Origin of the sequence: Pseudomonas maioricensis (assembly GCF_022790535.1) — a bacterium.
GTDB lineage: Bacteria > Pseudomonadota > Gammaproteobacteria > Pseudomonadales > Pseudomonadaceae > Aquipseudomonas > Aquipseudomonas maioricensis.
Genome location: NZ_LOHG01000004.1, coordinates 50,002 through 69,514 on the forward strand (window position 1 = coordinate 50,002; position 19,513 = coordinate 69,514).

General features: G+C 58.3%; 17 protein-coding genes and 2 pseudogenes. 12 read left to right on the forward strand and 7 right to left on the reverse strand.

The genetic code is table 11. The features are described from left to right. Window positions 1–166 precede the first annotated feature (166 nt). The 4 genes from arsC to AUC61_RS07640 are packed head-to-tail and all read left to right on the forward strand — an operon-like array spanning window position 167 to window position 2,232. Window positions 167–520, forward strand: a complete 354-nt coding sequence (gene arsC / locus AUC61_RS07625) for an arsenate reductase (glutaredoxin) (protein ID WP_243245364.1) — start codon at window positions 167–169, stop codon at window positions 518–520. After that, window positions 517–1,122 (forward strand): NAD(P)H:quinone oxidoreductase, encoded by a 606-nt coding sequence (wrbA, locus tag AUC61_RS07630; protein WP_122665891.1) that lies wholly within the window; start codon window positions 517–519, stop codon window positions 1,120–1,122. Before arsC ends, wrbA begins: the two co-directional genes overlap by 4 nt. Further along, on the forward strand, window positions 1,115–1,531 hold the full coding sequence (locus AUC61_RS07635) for a DUF2069 domain-containing protein (RefSeq protein ID WP_243245365.1): 417 nt from the start codon (window positions 1,115–1,117) through the stop codon (window positions 1,529–1,531). Before wrbA ends, AUC61_RS07635 begins: the two co-directional genes overlap by 8 nt. Window positions 1,532–1,560: 29 nt before the next feature. Beyond that, window positions 1,561–2,232, forward strand: a complete 672-nt coding sequence (locus AUC61_RS07640) for a DNA-3-methyladenine glycosylase I (RefSeq protein ID WP_243245366.1) — start codon at window positions 1,561–1,563, stop codon at window positions 2,230–2,232. 95 nt (window positions 2,233–2,327) lie between these two features. Here AUC61_RS07640 and ttcA read toward each other — a convergent pair whose 3' ends face one another. Continuing rightward, a complete protein-coding gene (gene ttcA, locus AUC61_RS07645) occupies window positions 2,328–3,152 on the reverse strand; it encodes a tRNA 2-thiocytidine(32) synthetase TtcA (protein ID WP_122665894.1) in 825 nt (274 codons plus the stop codon). A gap of 291 nt (window positions 3,153–3,443) precedes the next feature. On the opposite strand from ttcA, the gene AUC61_RS07650 reads away from it, so the two are divergent. Both AUC61_RS07650 and AUC61_RS07655 read left to right on the forward strand, forming a co-directional pair. Then, window positions 3,444–4,046: a Yip1 family protein gene (locus tag AUC61_RS07650; protein ID WP_243245367.1), complete on the forward strand. Its 603-nt coding sequence runs from the start codon at window positions 3,444–3,446 to the stop codon at window positions 4,044–4,046. Window positions 4,047–4,230: 184 nt separating this feature from the next. After that, window positions 4,231–4,725: a SprT family zinc-dependent metalloprotease gene (locus AUC61_RS07655; protein ID WP_243245368.1), complete on the forward strand. Its 495-nt coding sequence runs from the start codon at window positions 4,231–4,233 to the stop codon at window positions 4,723–4,725. Window positions 4,726–4,864: 139 nt separating this feature from the next. On the opposite strand, the gene AUC61_RS07660 is transcribed toward AUC61_RS07655, so the two are convergent. The 5 genes from AUC61_RS07660 to AUC61_RS07680 all read right to left on the reverse strand — a co-directional run bounded on the left by AUC61_RS07660 (window position 4,865) and on the right by AUC61_RS07680 (window position 10,547). After that, a complete protein-coding gene (locus tag AUC61_RS07660) occupies window positions 4,865–6,046 on the reverse strand; it encodes a CaiB/BaiF CoA transferase family protein (protein WP_243245369.1) in 1,182 nt (393 codons plus the stop codon). Window positions 6,047–6,154: 108 nt separating this feature from the next. Next, a complete protein-coding gene (locus AUC61_RS07665) occupies window positions 6,155–7,513 on the reverse strand; it encodes a dicarboxylate/amino acid:cation symporter (protein ID WP_122665898.1) in 1,359 nt (452 codons plus the stop codon). Window positions 7,514–7,959: 446 nt separating this feature from the next. Then, window positions 7,960–9,306: an ATP-binding protein gene (locus tag AUC61_RS07670; protein WP_243245370.1), complete on the reverse strand. Its 1,347-nt coding sequence runs from the start codon at window positions 9,304–9,306 to the stop codon at window positions 7,960–7,962. Continuing rightward, window positions 9,303–9,980 (reverse strand): response regulator transcription factor, encoded by a 678-nt coding sequence (locus AUC61_RS07675; protein WP_243245371.1) that lies wholly within the window; start codon window positions 9,978–9,980, stop codon window positions 9,303–9,305. Before AUC61_RS07675 ends, AUC61_RS07670 begins: the two co-directional genes overlap by 4 nt. A 183-nt stretch (window positions 9,981–10,163) precedes the next feature. Next, window positions 10,164–10,547 (reverse strand): hypothetical protein, encoded by a 384-nt coding sequence (locus AUC61_RS07680; RefSeq protein ID WP_243245372.1) that lies wholly within the window; start codon window positions 10,545–10,547, stop codon window positions 10,164–10,166. A gap of 186 nt (window positions 10,548–10,733) precedes the next feature. On the opposite strand from AUC61_RS07680, the gene AUC61_RS07685 reads away from it, so the two are divergent. Next, on the forward strand, window positions 10,734–11,525 hold the full coding sequence (locus AUC61_RS07685; RefSeq protein ID WP_243245373.1) for a dienelactone hydrolase family protein: 792 nt from the start codon (window positions 10,734–10,736) through the stop codon (window positions 11,523–11,525). A gap of 193 nt (window positions 11,526–11,718) precedes the next feature. Continuing rightward, a complete protein-coding gene (locus tag AUC61_RS07690) occupies window positions 11,719–12,462 on the forward strand; it encodes a 4'-phosphopantetheinyl transferase family protein (RefSeq protein ID WP_243245374.1) in 744 nt (247 codons plus the stop codon). Window positions 12,463–12,539: 77 nt separating this feature from the next. Here the strand turns inward: AUC61_RS07690 and fhuF are convergent, their stop codons facing one another. Continuing rightward, a complete protein-coding gene (fhuF, locus tag AUC61_RS07695) occupies window positions 12,540–13,247 on the reverse strand; it encodes a siderophore-iron reductase FhuF (RefSeq protein WP_479692265.1) in 708 nt (235 codons plus the stop codon). Window positions 13,248–14,082: 835 nt separating this feature from the next. On the opposite strand from fhuF, the gene AUC61_RS07700 reads away from it, so the two are divergent. The 4 genes and pseudogenes from AUC61_RS07700 to AUC61_RS26585 form a co-directional block, all read left to right on the forward strand. Further along, window positions 14,083–16,995, forward strand: coding sequence for a ribonucleoside-diphosphate reductase subunit alpha (locus AUC61_RS07700; protein WP_243245376.1), 2,913 nt, complete (start codon window positions 14,083–14,085; stop codon window positions 16,993–16,995). 166 nt (window positions 16,996–17,161) lie between these two features. Further along, on the forward strand, window positions 17,162–17,332 hold the full coding sequence (locus tag AUC61_RS07705) for a YhfG family protein (RefSeq protein ID WP_243245377.1): 171 nt from the start codon (window positions 17,162–17,164) through the stop codon (window positions 17,330–17,332). A 349-nt stretch (window positions 17,333–17,681) separates the two neighbouring features. Beyond that, window positions 17,682–18,194: pseudogene (locus AUC61_RS26580) on the forward strand (MCP four helix bundle domain-containing protein); the annotation flags it as partial. A gap of 600 nt (window positions 18,195–18,794) precedes the next feature. Next, window positions 18,795–19,322, forward strand: a pseudogene (locus AUC61_RS26585) (methyl-accepting chemotaxis protein); the annotation flags it as partial. Between the last annotated feature and the right edge of the window lie 191 nt (window positions 19,323–19,513).

Here is a 19,513-nt window from a genome sequence, read left to right on the forward strand (position 1 = left end):
GGTGAGCTCCTACAGTCCAATGTTTGCTCCGCGACAGCGTGGTGTCAGGGACGCCGGGGCGACTCTCATCGAATACTCAAACCTGCGACCGATCACCGCTCGGTGTTTAGCCCAGGTCCTATGGCGGGTAGAATAGCCGCCACCTTACGCAAGTTGCGACCTTCAAATGACCGATCTGACGCTTTATCACAACCCGCGCTGCTCCAAATCACGCGGCGCGCTGGAACTGCTGCAAGGCCGCGGCCTGAACCCGTCCATCGTGCTGTACCTGGAAACCCCGCCCGACGCCGGGCAACTGCGCGATTTGCTGAGCAAGCTGGGCATCGGCGCCCGCCAACTGCTGCGCACCGGTGAGGATGATTACAAAACCCTTAACCTTGCAGACAAGAGCCTGAGTGACGACGCGCTGATCGCCGCCATGGCTGCCCATCCAAAACTCATCGAGCGACCGATTCTGGTGGCAGGTGACAAGGCCGTGATCGGCCGTCCACCGGAAAACGTCCTGGAGCTTTTGCCATGAGCACGCCCTACATTCTGGTTCTGTTCTACAGCCGCAACGGCTCTACCAGCGAAATGGCCCGGCAGATTGCCCGCGGTATCGAACTGGGCGGTATGGAAGCGCGTTTGCGTACCGTGCCAGCCATCTCGACCGAATGTGAAGCCGTGGCGCCAAGCATCCCGGAAAGTGGCGCGCTGTATGCCACCCTTGATGACTTGAAGAACTGCGCGGGCTTGGCCTTGGGCAGCCCGACGCGTTTCGGCAATATGGCTGCGCCGCTCAAATACTTCCTCGATGGCACTAGCAACCTGTGGCTGACCGGCGCGCTGGTGGGCAAACCGGCCAGCGTGTTCACCTCCACCGCCAGCCTGCACGGCGGCCAGGAAACCACCCTGATGTCGATGCTGCTGCCGTTGTTGCACCACGGCATGCTGATCACCGGCCTGCCCTACAGCGAATCGGCACTGGTGGAAACCAGCGGCGGCGGCACGCCTTACGGCGCGAGTCACCACGCCGGACCGGACGGCAAGCGTCCTCTGGACCCGCACGAAACCCAACTGTGTCGCGCACTCGGTCAGCGTCTGGCGAAAACCGCCCTGCTGCTGGACCCGTCTCGTGGCTAAAAAGCCCAAAGTCCTGCCTGCGCTGGATTGGCTTGAACCACGCGTGAAGATCAGCCGCCTGATCAGCCTGACCAGTTTTTTCGGGCTGATCGCGCTGCTGAGCATTTATTACCTGGGTATTGCCGACCTGCATGGCGCTAGACCCTGGGTGATTCTGCTGATCGAACTGGTACCGCTGCTGCTGTTCGCACCGGGGATCATCAGCGGTAGCCCACGCGCGTATTCGTGGCTGTGTTTTGTGGTCAACCTGTACTTCATCAAAGGTGCGCTGGCCGCGTTCGATCCCAACCGCGCTCTGTTCGGCGTGCTGGAAATGCTTGCCAGCCTGACCGTATTCGTCAGCGCCCTGCTGTACATCAGATGGACTTTTCAGCGAAACCGCAAACTTGCGGGCGAAGGCCAAGTCTGAGGCTGTACGCATCATTTTCTGGAGCAGTAATGCACGACTACAAATGGCTGAATGAGTACTGCCTGAACCGCTTCGGCTCGGCTAAAGCCCTTGAATCACATTTGCCAACACCTAAAACCAGTAAACAACTGCAAGCCATTAGCGACGACCGCTACCTGTCGACCATGGCCTTGCGGGTGTTTCGTGCAGGTTTGAAGCACAGTCTGGTGGACGCCAAATGGCCGTCTTTCGAAGAGGTGTTTTACCGTTTCGATCCGGAAAAAATCGTGCTCATGGGCGCCGACCACCTTGAACGGCTGATGCAGGATGCGCGGATTATTCGCCACCTGGGCAAGCTCAAAAGCGTGCCGCGTAACGCCCAACTGGTGCTGGACATCGAAAAGGAACACGGCAGCTTCGGCAACTTCATCGCTCAATGGCCAGTAGATGACATTACCGGGCTCTGGCAGTACCTGGCCAAACACGGCAACCAGATGGGCGGGCTGTCTGCGCCACGGTTTCTGCGCATGGTCGGCAAAGACACCTTTATTCCCACCTGGGATGTGGTGGCCGCGCTCAACGCACAGAAGATCGTCGACAAAGTGCCGACCAGCAAACGAGATCAGGCCATCGTCCAGCAAGTGTTCAACCAATGGCAAAGCGAAAGCGGCAGGCCGCTGTGCCAGCTGTCAGCGATGCTGGCGTTTACGGTTAATCACTGAGTCTACTAAATCTGTAGGAGCTGCCGAAGGCTGCGAATCGCGAAGTATCAGCCAATGCGCTTCGCAGCCTGCGGCAGCTCCTACAGAAACCGCCTTTAGATATTCACCACATTCACAAACCGCGACGCGGCGGTTTCGTCGATGCGCAGGTTGGTGAAGTCGAACAGGTTGCGGTCAGCCAACTGCGACGGAATGACATTCTGCAGGCTGCGGAAAATGCTGTCGGTACGGCCCGGTGTCTTGCGCTCCCACTCCTGAAGCATGTCCTTGACCACCTGACGCTGCAGGTTTTCCTGAGAACCACACAGGTTGCACGGGATGATCGGGAAGTTCTTGAAGTCGGAATAGGCCTGAATGTCCTTCTCGTGGCAGTACGCCAATGGGCGGATCACCACGTTGCGGCCATCGTCAGCGCGCAGCTTCGGCGGCATGGCTTTCAGTGAGCCGTTGAAGAACATGTTGAGAAAGAACGTCTCAACGATGTCATCACGGTGATGACCCAGCGCCATCTTGGTCGCGCCGATCTCGTCAGCAAAGGTATACAGCGTGCCGCGACGCAGACGCGAGCACAGCGAGCACGTGGTCTTGCCTTCAGGGATCAGTTCCTTGACCACCGAGTAGGTGTCTTTCTCGACGATGTGATACTCGATACCCAGCGTCTCCAGATAGGCGGGCAGCACGTGCTCGGGGAAGCCCGGCTGCTTCTGATCCATGTTCACCGCGACGATATCGAACTTGATTGGCGCGACCTTCTGCAGGTGCATCAGCACATCGAGCATGGTGTAGCTGTCTTTACCGCCGGACAGGCAGACCATGACCTTGTCACCCTCTTCAATCATGTTGAAGTCAGCAACGGCTTCTCCCGCCAGGCGACGCAAGCGTTTCTGCAGTTTGTTCTGATTGACTGAAAGGGTGCCCATGGCGCTGGTATCCGGTTGCGATGACGAGAAGACAGGATGAAAGGGCCGGTATTTTACGCATAATTCCTGTGTCGCTGAAGCCTGTTACGTTGTTGCGTCGGGCTATAAGCAAGGTGCTGGACATGCCCAATGACTCTAAAGCCCACGTCTGCGCTTCCTATACTCCTACTGAGCTGGCATCCAAAGGGTAGGAGCGAACTTGTTCGCGAAGCTCGCGCCCTGCCACAGCGCCTCGCCAGGAAGTCAGCTCCTAACAGAACGCGCTACGGCTGACAGGAAGGAGTAATCCGCATGATCCACCACGTCTGGGGACTGTTCACGCATCCCGACCGGGAATGGCAAGAGATCCGTGGCGAAAAAGAGGAAAGCATCGGCCACATGTACCTCACGCACACGCTGATCCTGGCGGCGATCCCGGCGGTTTCGGCTTATATCGGCACGACGCAGATGGGTTGGGTCATTGGTGAAAGAGCCCCCGTCATGCTGACCCATGAAAGTGCGATCTGGATGACGATCATGTCGTACATCGCCATGCTCGCCGGTGTCGCAATCATGGGCGGCTTCATTCACTGGATGGCCCGCACCTACGACGCCACACCCAGCCTGGCGCGCTGTATCGCTTTTGCGACTTACACGGCAACGCCGCTGTTCCTCGGCGGGCTGGCAGCGCTTTATCCACACCTGTGGCTGGGCATGCTGGTGGGCACCGCCGCCATCTGTTACACGGTTTACCTGCTATACGTGGGCGTCCCCACCTTCATGAAGGTCCCCGCCGACGAAGGCTTCATGTTCTCCAGTTCGATCCTGGCGGTGGGTCTGGTGGTGCTTGTCGCAATCATGGCCTTCACCGTAGTGCTGTGGGGTATCGGTGTCGGGCCGGAATATACAAACTGATGCGGCACATCTCTCTGTAGGAGCTGCCGAAGGCTGCGAATTGGCGTGTCCTGTAAAACCGCTTCGCAGCCTTCGGCAGCTCCTACAAGGGTATCTGTTACGTCATTACGACCATTCGGCAGCTTGAGTTTTCGATACTCCGGCCTTATACGGCATACTCGGCGTCTCTGGAGACCGATGAAGCATGCCTGAGCAACTCAACACCCGCGTCGAAACCTGTTACCAACAAGCCGAAGCCTTTTTCAAACGCCCTTTCAAACGCCCGGTTGTCAGCCTCAAGCTGCGAGGCCAGAAAGCCGGTGTCGCGCACTTGCATGAGAACATGCTGCGCTTCAACCCTCAGCTGTACCGGGAAAACAGCGAAGATTTCCTGCGCCAGACCGTCGCTCACGAAGTCGCGCACCTGATTGCCCACCAATTGTTCGGCGACCGCATCCAGCCTCATGGCGAGGAGTGGCAGCTGATCATGCGTGGTGTCTACGAGTTGCCGCCCAACCGTTGCCACACCTACGCTATCAAACGCCGCACCGTGACCCGTTACATCTACCGCTGCCCCTGCCCGGAAAGCGACTTCCCGTTTTCGCCCCAGCGCCACCAGATGGTCCGCAAAGGCCGCCGCTACCTGTGCCGAAGCTGCCGGGAAACACTGGTATTCAGTGGCGAAACACGGATGGAGTGAGGCATCGCACTCCAACCCGGAACGAACTCCAGCGGTAGGAGCGAATTCATTCGCGAGGGCGATCTTTCAGGCGATGAAGATGAACCGTCTGCCCCGGCTTCTCGCGAATGAATCCGCTCCTACCGGGACTTCATTGCACTCATAGAGTGGCGCCGGTTTCGCGCATCGCGCCGATCTGCTCTTCGCTATAGCCAAGATCCGTAAGGACCTGCTGACCATGCGCGCCCAGCCGTGCGCCGATGTGGCGGGGAGCCGCCAACCCTTCGGAAAACTTCAGCGGGCACGCGATTTGCGCTTGCAACGTGCCGTCCTCCCTCGGCACCAGAGTCACCACCTGCCGGGCCTGTAACTGTGGATGCTCGACGGCCTGAGACAGACTCAATACCGGCTCGACACACGCATCAATCTGCGCGAAACACGCCTGCAGGTCCTCAAAGCTGCGTTTTTCAAACTCCATCCGCAGTTCATTCTTCAAACTGGCCTGAACCTCAGGCCGGGCCGACAACCCCTGGCTTGCCAGCTCGGGACGTCCCAACGCGGCACATAACGCTTGCATGAACACAGGCTCAAGGCTGCCCACTGAAAACCAGCGCCCGTCGCGACTGCGGTAATAGTCATAGAAACTGCCGCCATTCAGCATCTGCGCCTCACGATCCGGCTCCACGCCACACGCCAGATAGCCCGCCCCGGCCATGGCATTCAGGCTGAACGCGCAGTCGGTCATGCTCACGTCAACATACTGGCCGCGCCCGCTCTGTTGCCGGGCTACCACTGCAGCCAACAGGCCAATCACCCCATGCAGCGAACCGCCCGCCACATCCGCTGCCTGAAAGCCCAGCGGTAACGGGCCACCGTCTGTGCGCCCGGTGTGGCTGGCAATGCCCGACACTGCCAGGTAGTTGATGTCATGCCCGGCACGCTCCCGATAAGGTCCGGTTTGCCCATAGCCGGTGATCGCGACATAGATCAGCCGAGGATTGAGCGCCTTGAGCACTTCATAGCCAATGCCCAGACGCTCCATGACACCGGGCCGAAACTGCTCCAGCACAATGTCGTACTCCAGCACCAGACGCTTGATCACCTCCACTGCGACTGGCTGCTTGAGGTCCAGCGCAAGGCTGCGCTTATTGCGGTTCAGGTACGCATGGCTGGCTGATGTGCCTTGATCATGGGGCGGTAACTGACGCAACAGGTCCATGCGCCCGGGTGATTCAATGCGCAACACCTCGGCGCCCATGTCCGCCAGCAGCAACGAAGCAAACGGGCCGGGCAGCAACGTCGAGAAATCCAGCACTTTAAGAGACGACAACGGGCCTTGCATGGGACCTCCAGGACAGGATCGAATCATGCCTTGAGCGTAGCCAAGCAAATCGCAGCCATAAAAAAAGCCCATTCGAAGATGGGCTTTTTTCAGTGACGCGGGCTGTCGTTAAACAGGTTTACGCGTCGGGATCGGGCGGGTCACTGGCTCTTCAGCCAGCTCGGCAACACCCAGATCATCTACTGGAGCGGTGTTGTCGATACCACGACCACCGGAAGCCAGCTCGGTTTGCAGCTTGTCGGTATCCAGCTCGCCAACCCACTTGGCAACTACAACGGTGGCTACAGCGTTACCGACCAGGTTGGTCAGTGCGCGGGCTTCGGACATGAAGCGGTCAATACCCAGGATCAGCGCCAGACCGGCAACCGGCAGGTGGCCAACAGCCGACAGGGTTGCAGCCAGTACGATAAAGCCACTACCGGTCACGCCAGCAGCACCTTTGGACGACAGCAGCAGAACCAGCAGCAGCGTGATCTGGTGGGTGATGTCCATGTGGGTGTTGGTCGCCTGAGCGATGAACACGGCCGCCATGGTCAGGTAGATCGAAGTACCGTCCAGGTTGAACGAGTAGCCAGTCGGGATCACCAGACCTACTACCGATTTCTGTGCACCCAGGCGTTCCATTTTGATCAGCATGCGAGGCAGTGCCGATTCCGAAGAGGAAGTACCCAGTACGATCAGCAGCTCTTCACGGATGTAGCGGATCAGTTTCAGAACGCTGAAGCCGTGAGCGCGGCAGATGCCACCCAGCACGATCAGAACGAACGCTACGCAAGTGATGTAGAAGCAGATCATCAACTGACCGAGTTGCACCAGCGAGCTCACACCGTAAGCACCGATGGTGAACGCCATGGCGCCGAAAGCACCGATTGGCGCGAGCTTCATGATCATGTTGATGATGTTGAACATCACGTGGGCGAAGCGATCGATGAAGTCCAGAACCGGCTTGCCGTAAGCGCCCAGGCGGTGCAGTGCGAAGCCGAAGATCACCGAGAACATCAGCACTTGCAGGATGTCGCCGTTAGCGAACGCACCCACGATGGTGTTCGGAATCACGTTGAGGATGAAGCCGACGACGCTCTGATCCTTACTCGCGGTGACATAAGCAGCGATTTTGGAAGCATCCAGCGTGCTTACGTCGATGTTCATGCCGGCACCCGGCTGAACAACGTTGACCACAACCAGACCGATCAGCAGGGCGATAGTCGAGACGATTTCGAAGTACAGCAGCGCGTAGCCGCCAGTCTTGCCTACCGACTTCATGTTCTGCATGCCAGCGATACCGCTAACAACCGTACAGAAGATGATCGGGGCAATGACCATTTTGATCAGTTTGATGAACCCGTCGCCCAGCGGCTTGAGGGCCTTGCCGGTGTCAGGATAGAAGTGGCCGATAAGAATACCGATCACGATGGCTACGATGACCTGGAAGTACAGCGATTTATACAGGGGCTGACGAGTCGTCATGGAAAGATCCTCAAGAGTACCGGCGCCATCAAGTCATGTGATGAACGCGGTACCTAACGAGCTAACCCTCCTGCAACTGGAGGGATTTGTTTTGTCGAGCTGCACGGGCAGACCTCTCACACGTATCGCAAGGCTCATGCCACTTTCGCGAAAAACGCTGAAACGCATGTAAACCGGTGTGTTGGAGTTTAGCTGCGGTTTGCAGAACCGCTCAGAGGTGGCGGATTTCCGCCGATTGACGGAAGAAAATCAGCAGGAGTGGCGGGTATCCGCCGACATCGCCAGCAAATTGCCACCCACTGTTAAAGGCCAATACGCTTATGGCGCGGGCGACCTGTTGGAGCGAGGCTTGCCCGCGAATCAGTCGATGAGGTAGGTGGAGAAGACCGCGTCATCATTCTTCGCGGGCAAGCCTCGCTCCAACAGTCCCATGCGCAGCAGCGGGCCTACCCCGCAAAGAAATGAATTCTGAACGCAGCCCCGCCCAGCGGCGAGTCATCCAGCGTTAGCCGCGCGTTGTAGCTTTCTATGATGTCCTTGACCACCGCCAGGCCAATGCCTTGCCCGGGGTTTTGCCGGTCAAGTCGTTCGCCACGTTGCAGGATGCGTTCGCGCTGACTTTGCGGCACGCCAGGGCCATCGTCTTCGACGCACAATTCATCCCCGGCGCCGGAAGTGCGCAGGCTGACACGCACCTGTCCCAGGCACAGCCGGTATGCGTTTTCCAACAGGTTGCCGAGCATTTCCAGCAACGCGCCCTCTTCCATCGGCACCACGCATTCGTCCGGCAACTCCAGCGTCACCTTGACCTGCTTGTCGCGATAGACCTTTTCCAGGGTATTGCACAGGCTTTCCACCACAGGCCGGAGCGGCACGTGATGACGCACCAGCCCGCTTTTACGCAGGCTGGCCCGCTGCAGTTGATAGCCGATCTGCTGACTCATGCGCTCGATCTGCGATTGCAGAATGCGCGCCTGTTCCACATCCTCAGGACGTTTGGCGATGTTTTCACTGACGCCCTGCAACACCGCAAGCGGGGTTTTGAGGCTGTGCGCCAGGTCATCAAGGGAATCGCGGTAACGGATACGCTGCTCGCGTTCACTGCTCAACAAGCGGTTCAGCGAGCCGGTGAGGCGCAACAGTTCGCTGGGATGATTTTCACTCAGGCTTTCACGCTGGCCGGATTCCACCTGGTCCAGTTCCTGACTTAAACCACGCAAAGCACGCAGCCCCCAGGTCAGCCCCAGCCAGAGCAGCGCCAGCAGTACGATCAATGCCGCGCCAAAACCCAGATAAAGCTTCTGTCGCAGTGCGGTGACAGTTTCCTGATACCCGCGGACCGGTTGCAGGGCGACGATACTGAAAGCGGCATTACGGCCGCCCAGCAATTTGATTTCCACGTCATAAACGAAGAACTCTTCGCCATTGGATTCCCTGATAGTGCTGAACTCACTGCCCTTGCCGTCATAACGCGGCTGGTAGTCGATGTACTCATCTTCAGTGGCCAGCGAACGCCAGACCAGCTCCCCCTGACGGTTATAGATGTAACCCAGCAAGCGTGAGCCGGGCAGGTTGAACTGCTCGCCGGGCAACACCGACGGCATCAGCAAACGACCATTTTCGACCCGGGCTGCCGAAATCAGCGTGGTCACGTCCGACGCCAGCCGCTGCTCGATAGAACCACGCAACGCCAGGCTAAATGCGCCCTGCAAGGCAGGCAGCATCAGCAGCATGAAGATAACCGCCAGGGTCGCCGCGCCGATCAACAGGCGCAGGTGCAGCGAACGAATCATGTACAGCGCTCGTTGAACAAGTAGCCCAGGCCGCGAACGGTTTCGATAGGTTTGAAAGCCACAGAGCCTTCGATCTTGCGCCGCAGACGGCCGACCAGCACCTCGATCACATTCGGATCGCGCTCGTCGTCATCGGGGTAGAGCTGCTCCATCAGACGCTCTTTGGCCACCACCTGCTGATGGTGGCGCATCAGGTATTCGAGAATCCGGTACTCGTAGGCAGTCAGTGCCAACGGTTGTTCATCCAGCGTCGCCTGTTTGCGATTCAGATCAAGCAGCAGCGGCCCGGCCACAATAGTCGAATGGGTAAACCCGCTGGCCCGACGCAGCAATGCATTGAGGCGCGCCTCCAGCTCTTCGAACTGAAACGGCTTGACCACGTAATCATCAGCCCCGGCGGCCAACCCTTCGACCTTGTCCTGCCAATTGCCGCGAGCGGTCAGGATCAGAATCGGAAACGCCTTGCCCAGGATCCGCAGCTGACGAATCAGCTCCAGACCGCTCATGCCCGGCAGCCCGAGATCGATCACCGCCAAATCGTGATTGAACTGGCCAACCTGATACAGCGCCTCCTCAGCGTTGGCGACCGCCTCGACGATATGGCCTGCCTCGGTCAATCGGGTTTGCAAGTGATGGCGCAACAACGCCTCATCCTCAACCACCAGCAACTTCATGCAGCTCTCCCGGGTGATGTTTCACGTTCTAAAATCAACAAACCGCAATCCGGCATTTCAAAGACGATAAACCCGTAGGAGCGGCTTCAGCCGCGAGGAAACCAGTACATTCGCCGCATTTCTATCGTCAGGGATGCCATCCTCCCGGCTAAAGCCGGTCCTACGAACCGTGATGACCAACTATCACAGCACCTGCTGCACCGGCTTCCAGCTTTGCGATATGCCCTCTTCAGCATTCAGCACGGCCACATGAGTCTGGTGCAGATCATAGTGCCCCGACAGCGTTTTCTGCGCGACCGGCACACCGTTGTAAGTCCCGGACAGGCTGTCATACGCTGCCGAATAATATAGCCGGTCGGCGTGAGGCTGATCATCGCCCTGCTGACTCAAGTCCTGGCTCCAGACACTACCGCCGTAAGCCCTGCTGCTCTCGCCAAACCTTTCGACCCGCTCGCCGCTTTTGTTCAGCGGCATTCGGGACGCTTCATTACCGCTGTCCGCCGCCTGCGCCGCAGCGCTGCCGCCAAGAAAAGCCAGAGCCAGGAAAAACTTGTTGAACGTCATCATGGTGTAGTCCTCTCGCGCCAGGCGCTGTTCAGGTACGACACCAGACTAGTCTGCGCGCCCTGAACCGGCCCTGAACACCCGCTGAACCCGCGCTGAACAACTATCTACCGCACCCAATAAAAAACACCCGTCACAATGCGCTAGTCTTCTTCACCATTCCCACCCGCTATATAGAAGGAGTAAATCATGCGTTTCTGGATTGCACTGCTGATGATGGGCCTGGCCGGCTTGACCCAAGCGGCCATCAAGACCGAACAGGTCAACTATAAAAGTGCCGACGGCACCCCGCTGGTGGGTTATTACGCGTATGACGATGCCATCAAAGGCCAGCGTCCGGGCATCATCGTGGTCCACGAATGGTGGGGCCTGAACGATTACGCCAAACGTCGCGCCCGGGATCTTGCAGCATTGGGCTACAGCGCCATGGCCATCGACATGTATGGCGAAGGCAAGAACACCGAACATCCCAAAGACGCCATGGCCTTCATGCAGGCAGCCCTGAAAGACAGCGACGCCGCCAACAAACGCTTTGATGCAGGGCTGGAGCAACTCAAGAAACAACCCCAGACCGATCCGAAGAAAATCGCCGCCATTGGTTACTGCTTCGGCGGCAAGATCGTTCTCGATGCAGCCCGTCGCGGCGAACCGCTGGCTGGCGTGGTCAGCTTCCACGGCGCACTGGTCACCAACACCCCGGCCCAACCCGGCGTGAAAGTGCCAATGCTGGTCGAGCATGGCGCCAAAGACAGCATGGTCACTCCGGAAAACGTCGCAGCCTTCAAAAATGAAATGGACAAAGCTGGTGCCGACTATAAATTCGTCAGCCTCGCCGACGCCAAACACGGCTTCACCAACCCCGACGCCGACCGCCTCAGCCACGGCGAACACGGCGGCCCTGATATCGGCTACAACAAAGCGGCCGATGAAAGCTCGTGGAAAGACATGCAGGCCTTTTTGAAGAAAGTGTTCGGCGCTTAAACCTCCCAGGACGCCCTCACTGTAGGAACGAGCTTGCTCGCGATAGCTGTATTCCCAGCGCTGGACATGTATCAGATGTACCGGCCTAATCGCGAGCAAGCTCACTCCTACAGGATCTAGGTGGGCCGGCCTATAGTGCACGCCTTCAGCGAGCCGCTTCCCAGCACCGCATTCCCCCGGCAAAATGCCGTCCATGACTGAAACCCCGCAACTCCCAGCCTGCTGTCCTGCCCTCCACCACCATTGGCCCTTGCCTCACGCCTTGGCTAATGTGGCGTTGGTCAGCGGTCATTTCGATCCCAAACAGCTCGCGGATGGCGACTTCCAGCGTTGCGTCATCACGCCTCCGGCCAGCATTCAGCGCTCCGTCGCCAAGCGGCAAACCGAATTCCTCGCGGGCCGTTTATGCGCCAGGGCAGCGCTGCAGCATCTGGACGGCCGCGACTGGGTGCCAGACATCGGTGAAGACCGCGCGCCGATCTGGCCGACGGATATCTGCGGGTCCATCACCCACAGCACCGGCTGGGCAGCCGCCATCGTCGCCAACAAACAGCATTGGCGCGGCCTGGGGCTGGACACTGAAAACCTGCTGAGCGTAGAACGTGCCACACGCCTGGCCGGGGAAATTCTTACGCCATGGGAAATGCAGCAAATGACTGCGGGGCCTGCTGAACAGGTCGCCCTGCACGTCACGCTGACCTTCTCTATAAAGGAGGCGCTGTTCAAAGCGCTCTATCCCATTGTGCAAAAGCGCTTCTATTTCGAAGACGCTCAGTTGCTGCACTGGTCTGCCGACGGTCATGCACGCTTGCGGTTGCTGACTGACCTGTCCAGCGAATGGCATAACGGCAAAGAACTGGAAGGGCAGTTCAGCGTGCAGGGCGAGCATGTGTTGAGTCTGGTGGCGGTGCCTGCCAATAAAAAACAGGATTTGTAGGAGCTGCCGAAGGCTGCGAAAGAGATTTGTCTGACACACCGCTTTCGCAGCCTTCGGCAGCTCCTACATTGACCGGGCTAATCTGCTCCTGTCGGACAATGCTCACACCGCCCTACCCACTCCACCTGATGACTCAAACAACAACTGCGCCGCTGTCGACGTGGCGGCTCGCCTACATAGCGGATGGCATTGAACAGCGGGTTGCGTCGCCCATCACTCAGGGTCTTGCTGCGCAGTAACCCATAACCCGCCTCCAGCGAGATGTCAGTCAAAGCGCCCAGTTGCACAAGGCAGCGCTCAAGGTAATCCCCGGCATTGCCCCACAACACAGCTGGCGATACATCGCCCAGCCGACTGAGCGTTTCAATAAAGGGATGCAGATTGTCATCCAGCAATCTGCTGAAATCCGCAGGCTGACGCTCGCCCAAGCCAAGAAAGCGCAACCCGACCGGCACACCACGCTCGTCCAGCGCCACAGCGATCTGATCAAGCTGCAACGGCCACTGCCAGCCGTGTACCAAACCCGCTACCAGTACCGGTGGGATCAACTGCATGAAGTAATACTTGGACCACTGCGACACCAACACCGGCCGATGACTGCCCAGCAACTCGGCGCCATAGATATTCAGCAACAGCGCATCCAGCGCTTCGGCCTGCAAGAGCTCCGGTAACGCCCGCATTGGACGCTGGTCATCGTCCGCCAGCAGGCCCTGCCCGAAGCATTCAAGTACACCGCTGAATAATGGATGGGCCATTGGGTTTCCTGAAGATAACGGGGCTCTCATTCTGCACGAACTGCGACTGCGTCCATGACACCACACTCTCCCACGGCAACCGTTCAACCTGTAGGAGCTGCCGAAGGCTGCGAAACAATGTGTCTGGTGAACCACCTTCGCAGCCTGCGGCAGCTCCTACAGAAAGAGCATCTGCATTTGCGCAAAAACATCCGCCAAACCACAAAACCGCACAATTCTAGCGGCCATTGCCGCTAAGCACACCACATGCCAAACCGTCCTTGCCAGAGGCATTTTTTGTGATAGGGTTCGCGCCCGCAAAAATCCCCGGAGCCGTGTAAAAAAACCTTAATAAGCCTCACAAGCGCGTCGGTCCAGTAGTTATGCGGCCTACACGGGATACGGAGCTTTCATACATCGATTACACACAGCTTTATCCACAGGTAGTGCGTTGCAATTGGTGTCCAAAACGCTTTATCTTGTAGCCCGGCTTCAACAACAACCCTACATGTAGGGTTTCACGGTAAAAACCCAACACAAGTCGAATAGGGATTTCAAGCATTTTTCTTAGGTCTTGAGGGTGGAACCAACGGCTCAATCAGCAGCCAAAGCAGCGCCCCATACACCTGAGCATGCATACCCCCTTCGACTGCAACGAATCCGAGCATTTGTTGCAATATTTAACAGGCACCATCCAACAGATTCCCCAGGGCAGCGAGCAACGATTCGCTGCCTTTTTGACTTCAAAGCCAGGGACGGTGAAATCCGCCATCCCCATTCCGTTTTGAGGTCGTTACAGCCGACGCTTGTCGACTGAATGCCTACAAACCGGATCGGTGGGTGCTTAATCAGCACCCAAACAAACATAGAGAACGTGGAGACACCCATGCAAACAGACACAACTCGCGAGAACTCGCCGAATCCGGCGCCGCAGACAAGCCAGTCCCAACAGGATCTGTCCGCGACCGCTCCCGGCCAGCTGCGCGTGATCAAGCGTAACGGCACCGTCGTCGCCTACACCGATGACAAAATCACCGTCGCTATCACCAAAGCGTTTCTTGCAGTTGAGGGCGGCACCGCCGCTGCGTCTTCGCGCATCCACGACACCGTGGCCCGTCTGACCGAACAAGTTACCGCCACCTTCAAGCGTCGCATGCCTTCAGGCGGCACCATCCACATCGAAGAAATCCAGGACCAGGTTGAACTGGCCCTGATGCGTGCCGGTGAGCAGAAAGTCGCTCGCGACTACGTCATCTACCGTAACGAGCGCTCCAAAGAGCGTGCCGTTCGTGGCACCGACGCACCGGTCGACGCTCACCCTTCGATCCGCATCACCCGCGCTGACGGCAGCGTTGCGCCGCTGGACATGGGTCGTCTGAACACCATCGTTACCGAAGCGTGTGAAGGCCTGGCTGAAGTCGACGCCAACCTGATCCAGAACGAAACCCTGAAAAACCTGTACGACGGCGTGGCGATGAAAGACGTCAACACCGCACTGGTGATGACCGCCCGTACCCTGGTTGAGCGTGAGCCGAACTACTCGTTCGTGACCGCCCGCCTGCTGATGGACACCCTGCGCGCTGAAGGCCTGGGCTTCCTGGAAGTGGCCGAAAGCGCCACTCACCACGAAATGGCCGACCTGTACGCCAAGGCGCTGCCTTCGTACATCGCCAAAGGCATTCAGTTCGAATTGCTGAACCCGATCCTGGCCACCTTTGACCTGGAAAAACTGGGCAAGGCGATCAACCACGAGCGCGACCAGCAGTTCACCTACCTGGGCCTGCAAACCCTGTACGACCGTTACTTCATCCACAAGGATGGCGTGCGTTTCGAACTGCCGCAGATCTTCTTCATGCGTGTGGCCATGGGCCTGGCGATCGAAGAGAAAGCCAAAGAAGACCGCGCCATCGAGTTCTACAACCTGTTGTCGTCCTTCGACTACATGGCGTCGACTCCTACCCTGTTCAACGCCGGTACCCTGCGTCCGCAGCTGTCCAGCTGCTACCTGACCACCGTTCCGGATGACCTGTCGGGCATTTACCACGCCATCCACGACAACGCCATGCTGTCCAAATTCGCAGGCGGTCTGGGCAACGACTGGACACCGGTTCGTGCGCTGGGCTCGTACATCAAAGGCACCAACGGCAAATCCCAGGGCGTTGTACCGTTCCTGAAAGTCGTCAACGACACCGCCGTAGCCGTTAACCAGGGTGGCAAGCGCAAAGGCGCTGTGTGTGCTTACCTGGAAACCTGGCACATGGACATCGAAGAGTTCATCGAGCTGCGCAAGAACACCGGTGATGACCGTCGTCGTACCCACGACATGAACACTGCCAACTGGATCCCTGACCTGTTCATGAAGCGTGTCTTCGATGACGGCAAATGGACCCTGTTCTCGCCATCCGAAGTACCGGACCTGCACGACCTGACCGGTAAAGCCTTCGAAGAGCGTTACGAGTACTACGAAGCCCTGAGCGAATACCCAGGCAAGATCAAGCTGTTCAAGACCATCCAGGCCAAAGACCTGTGGCGCAAGATGCTCTCGATGCTGTTCGAAACCGGCCACCCATGGCTGACCTTCAAAGACCCGTGCAACCTGCGTAGCCCGCAGCAGCACGTGGGCGTGGTTCACAGCTCGAACCTGTGCACCGAGATCACCCTGAACACCAACAAGGACGAGATCGCGGTCTGCAACCTGGGCTCGATCAACCTGCCGAACCACATCGTCAACGGCAAACTGGACACCGACAAGCTCAAGCGCACCATCGACGTAGCTGTTCGCATGCTCGATAACGTGATCGACATCAACTACTACTCGGTGCCACAAGCGAAGAACTCCAACTTCCGTCACCGTCCAGTTGGCTTGGGCATCATGGGCTTCCAGGACGCGCTGTATCTGCAGCACATCCCTTACGGTTCCGATGCGGCTGTCGAGTTCGCCGACCGTTCGATGGAAGCTGTCAGCTACTACGCGATCCAGGCGTCTTGCGACCTGGCCGACGAGCGCGGTGCCTACGAGACGTTCCAGGGTTCGCTGTGGTCCAAAGGCGTACTGCCGCTGGATTCGCAACAGATCCTGATCGAGCAGCGTGGCCAGAAGTACATCGACGTTGACCTGAACGAAACCCTGGACTGGGCGCCAGTACGTGCCCGTGTACAGAAAGGTATTCGTAACTCCAACATCATGGCCATCGCACCGACCGCGACCATCGCCAACATCACCGGCGTATCGCAGTCGATCGAACCGACTTACCAGAACCTGTACGTGAAATCGAACCTCTCGGGCGAATTCACCGTGATCAACCCGTACCTGGTCCGCGACCTCAAAGCCCGCGACCTGTGGGACTCGGTCATGATCAACGACCTGAAGTACTACGACGGTTCGGTACAGCAGATCGAGCGCATCCCGCAGGAACTCAAAGACCTGTACGCCACCGCGTTCGAAGTCGACACCAAGTGGATTGTTGACGCAGCAAGCCGTCGTCAGAAGTGGATCGACCAGGCTCAGTCCCTGAACCTGTACATCGCTGGCGCATCGGGCAAGAAGCTGGACGTGACCTACCGCATGGCCTGGTACCGTGGTCTGAAAACCACTTACTACCTCCGTGCCCTGGCCGCGACCAGCACCGAGAAGTCCACCGTCAACACCGGCAAGCTCAACGCAGTATCGAGCGGCGGCCACGGCCCGGACGACTCGGCAATCGCCGCCCCACGTCCAACCGAAGCTGCACCGGCCGGCCCGGCACCAGTGCCAAAAGCCTGTGCCATTGACGAGCCGGATTGCGAAGCTTGCCAATAAGGCAATCTTGAAGGCTGCCTCGCTCTCCCTCTGGAATGATATTCCTTGTGGGAGCGAGGCTTGCCCGCGATAAGGTCACCCCGCTGTAACTACCGAAATACAAACCGGGAGCCTCAAACCCTCCCGGCTTCACCCCGCCAAACCGCTACCTCTATAGGTCGCCCGCGTGACAACCCTCTCCCTCGCTGCAAAAAAAGCCTACTGCGCCAAAACCCGCAGATCCAACTATGTAGCAAGCCTACGCCTGTCAGACTTCAACACCACCCCGCTCGATATCGCCCGCCCTCTTCCGACTCGCGAAGACGTGCTCAACACCTATCACAACAAACAAACCTGACACCGCAGGTCCGTCCAGATAAAACCCAATCCTGTAGGAGCTCACCGAGGTTACGAGGCCAGCGATGGCGGTGTGTCAGGCATACCGCAATCGCTGGCCTCGTAACCTCGGTGAGCTCCTACAGATTCAATGCTCGGCAAATGAAAGCGTTCGCTTCGATACCGTCGTAAAAACGCCCGCATCCATTCAAATGAATGGGTTAGAAAATCCGATAGCATGACACTATCCATCCCGTAGCCACCCTCAATTGGGCGCCAATGCCACGTGAGGATATCTTCCCGCTACCCGCAACAGATGGCGCATTGATACCAGCGCGCTTCAGCAGTTTGTTTCCCCACGAGTTCACCTCATGAAAAACCCGATCTCCCTCGCGTCCCGCATCGGCCTGGGCTTTGCCGCCGTTGTTTCGCTGCTTGTATTGATTACCGCCGTGGGTATCCAACGGGTTGGGTTCATTGACTCGACCCTCGAAGACGTCAGCGACAACGCCGCCAAAGTGCAACGCTACGCCATCAACTTCCGGGGCAGCGTTCACAACCGCGCGATCGCCATTCGCGATGCCGTGCTGGTCAATAATGATCGTGATCTTGAAACCCACCTCGCTGAAGTCAGCCGCCTGCAAAAAGACTACGTCGACTCGGCGGCCCCGTTGGACCAGTTGTACGCAAGCAACACTGTCAGCCCGCAAGAGCAATCGATGCTGCGTGCCATCAAAGACATCGAACAGCGCACCCTCGCCTCCACCGATAAACTGATCAGCCTGCGGCGCAGCGGCGACATTGCGGGCTCCCAGGCTTTACTGCTCAATCAGATATCCGCCGACTACAGCGAGTGGCTCAAGCGCATCAACGCCTTGATCGACTACGAAGAAGCGTCAATCAAATCGCAGCTCAATGAAGTGCAAACCACCGCCAGCCAGTTTCGCGGTTTGATGTTGCTGGCGACCGGCGTGGCCCTGCTGCTGAGCGTCTTCCTGTCGGTCATCATCATCCGCTTCGTCAAATCCACTCTTGGCGCAGAACCCACCGAAGTGGCTCAAGCCATTCAGCGTCTGGCCGCGGGCGACCTGCAACAAAGCATCGTCACGCCCTACCCCGACAGCGTCATGGGTGTACTGAAAACAGCCCTCAGCCGCCTGGCCGACACCATCACCCAAGTGCGCATGGCCGCCCAGGAAGTGAATCAGTCGTCCACGCTCCTGTCCGCCACGTCGATCACCAACAACGACCAGATCAACCTGCAAACCCGTGAAGCCGAGCAAGTCGCCACCGCCATCACGCAAATGGCAGCCACCGTCAACGAAGTCACCGGTTACGCGTCTCAAGCCGCTGACGCAACGCGTTTGGCCGATGGCGAAGTGGTCAGCGGTAATCAGTTGGTCGCCGACACCACCCTGGCGATCGAACACCTGGCCACCTCACTGGCGGAAACCACCCTGACCGTGGAGCGGGTATCCAAACAAAGCGAAGAGATTGAGAGCGTGATCGACGTCATCAACTCCATCGCTACCCAAACCAATCTGCTGGCCCTCAACGCAGCCATTGAAGCAGCGCGGGCGGGTGAGCACGGCCGAGGCTTTGCGGTGGTCGCCGATGAAGTACGCTCGCTGGCAAACCGCACCCAGCGCTCGACCCAAGACATACGGGAAATGATCAGCACCCTGCAAAACGGCACTGAAACCGCCGCGCAAACCATGCGTGACAACTGCGAGCTGGTCGGCCGCACCGTCGAACAAACCCGCAACGCACAAGGCGCGCTTTCCAAGATCAGTCAGGAAGTAGGCGCCATCAACCGCATGAACGCACAAATCGCCAGCGCATCGGTGCAGCAAAACAGCGTGGCCGAAGAAGTGGCCATCAACATCAACCGCATCCACGGCTCAACCGTGCAATCGGCAACCGGCTCAAAACAAGTGGCCACCGCAAGCCAGGAACTGGCAAAACTGGCAGACCGCCTCACCCAGAAAGTGGCGTTCTTCAAAGTCGGCTAACCCAAGTCCGCCCCGGCACGCCCCCTGTGGGAGCCGGGCTTGCCCGCGATAAACGATAATGCGGTATGACTCCAAACTGCAGCGCCCCCATCGCGAGCAAGCTCAGCTCCCACAATGCCCGCCCCCCCCAAACCATGTTGGAGCGAGGCTTGCCCGCGAAGAACGATGACGCGGTATCACTCCAAACCGCG

Excerpts from the sequence above, each read along its gene's own strand:
- arsC (WP_243245364.1), top strand. The coding sequence starts at position 167 with ATGACCGATCTGACGCTTTATCACAACCCGCGCTGCTCCAAATCACGC.
- wrbA (WP_122665891.1), top strand. The coding sequence starts at position 517 with ATGAGCACGCCCTACATTCTGGTTCTGTTCTACAGCCGCAACGGCTCT.
- AUC61_RS07640 (WP_243245366.1), top strand. The coding sequence starts at position 1,561 with ATGCACGACTACAAATGGCTGAATGAGTACTGCCTGAACCGCTTCGGC.
- ttcA (WP_122665894.1), bottom strand. The coding sequence starts at position 3,152 with ATGGGCACCCTTTCAGTCAATCAGAACAAACTGCAGAAACGCTTGCGT.
- AUC61_RS07650 (WP_243245367.1), top strand. The coding sequence starts at position 3,444 with ATGATCCACCACGTCTGGGGACTGTTCACGCATCCCGACCGGGAATGG.
- AUC61_RS07655 (WP_243245368.1), top strand. The coding sequence starts at position 4,231 with ATGCCTGAGCAACTCAACACCCGCGTCGAAACCTGTTACCAACAAGCC.
- AUC61_RS07660 (WP_243245369.1), bottom strand. The coding sequence starts at position 6,046 with ATGCAAGGCCCGTTGTCGTCTCTTAAAGTGCTGGATTTCTCGACGTTG.
- AUC61_RS07665 (WP_122665898.1), bottom strand. The coding sequence starts at position 7,513 with ATGACGACTCGTCAGCCCCTGTATAAATCGCTGTACTTCCAGGTCATC.
- AUC61_RS07670 (WP_243245370.1), bottom strand. The coding sequence starts at position 9,306 with ATGATTCGTTCGCTGCACCTGCGCCTGTTGATCGGCGCGGCGACCCTG.
- AUC61_RS07675 (WP_243245371.1), bottom strand. The coding sequence starts at position 9,980 with ATGAAGTTGCTGGTGGTTGAGGATGAGGCGTTGTTGCGCCATCACTTG.
- AUC61_RS07680 (WP_243245372.1), bottom strand. The coding sequence starts at position 10,547 with ATGATGACGTTCAACAAGTTTTTCCTGGCTCTGGCTTTTCTTGGCGGC.
- AUC61_RS07685 (WP_243245373.1), top strand. The coding sequence starts at position 10,734 with ATGCGTTTCTGGATTGCACTGCTGATGATGGGCCTGGCCGGCTTGACC.
- AUC61_RS07690 (WP_243245374.1), top strand. The coding sequence starts at position 11,719 with ATGACTGAAACCCCGCAACTCCCAGCCTGCTGTCCTGCCCTCCACCAC.
- fhuF (WP_479692265.1), bottom strand. The coding sequence starts at position 13,247 with ATGAGAGCCCCGTTATCTTCAGGAAACCCAATGGCCCATCCATTATTC.
- AUC61_RS07700 (WP_243245376.1), top strand. The coding sequence starts at position 14,083 with ATGCAAACAGACACAACTCGCGAGAACTCGCCGAATCCGGCGCCGCAG.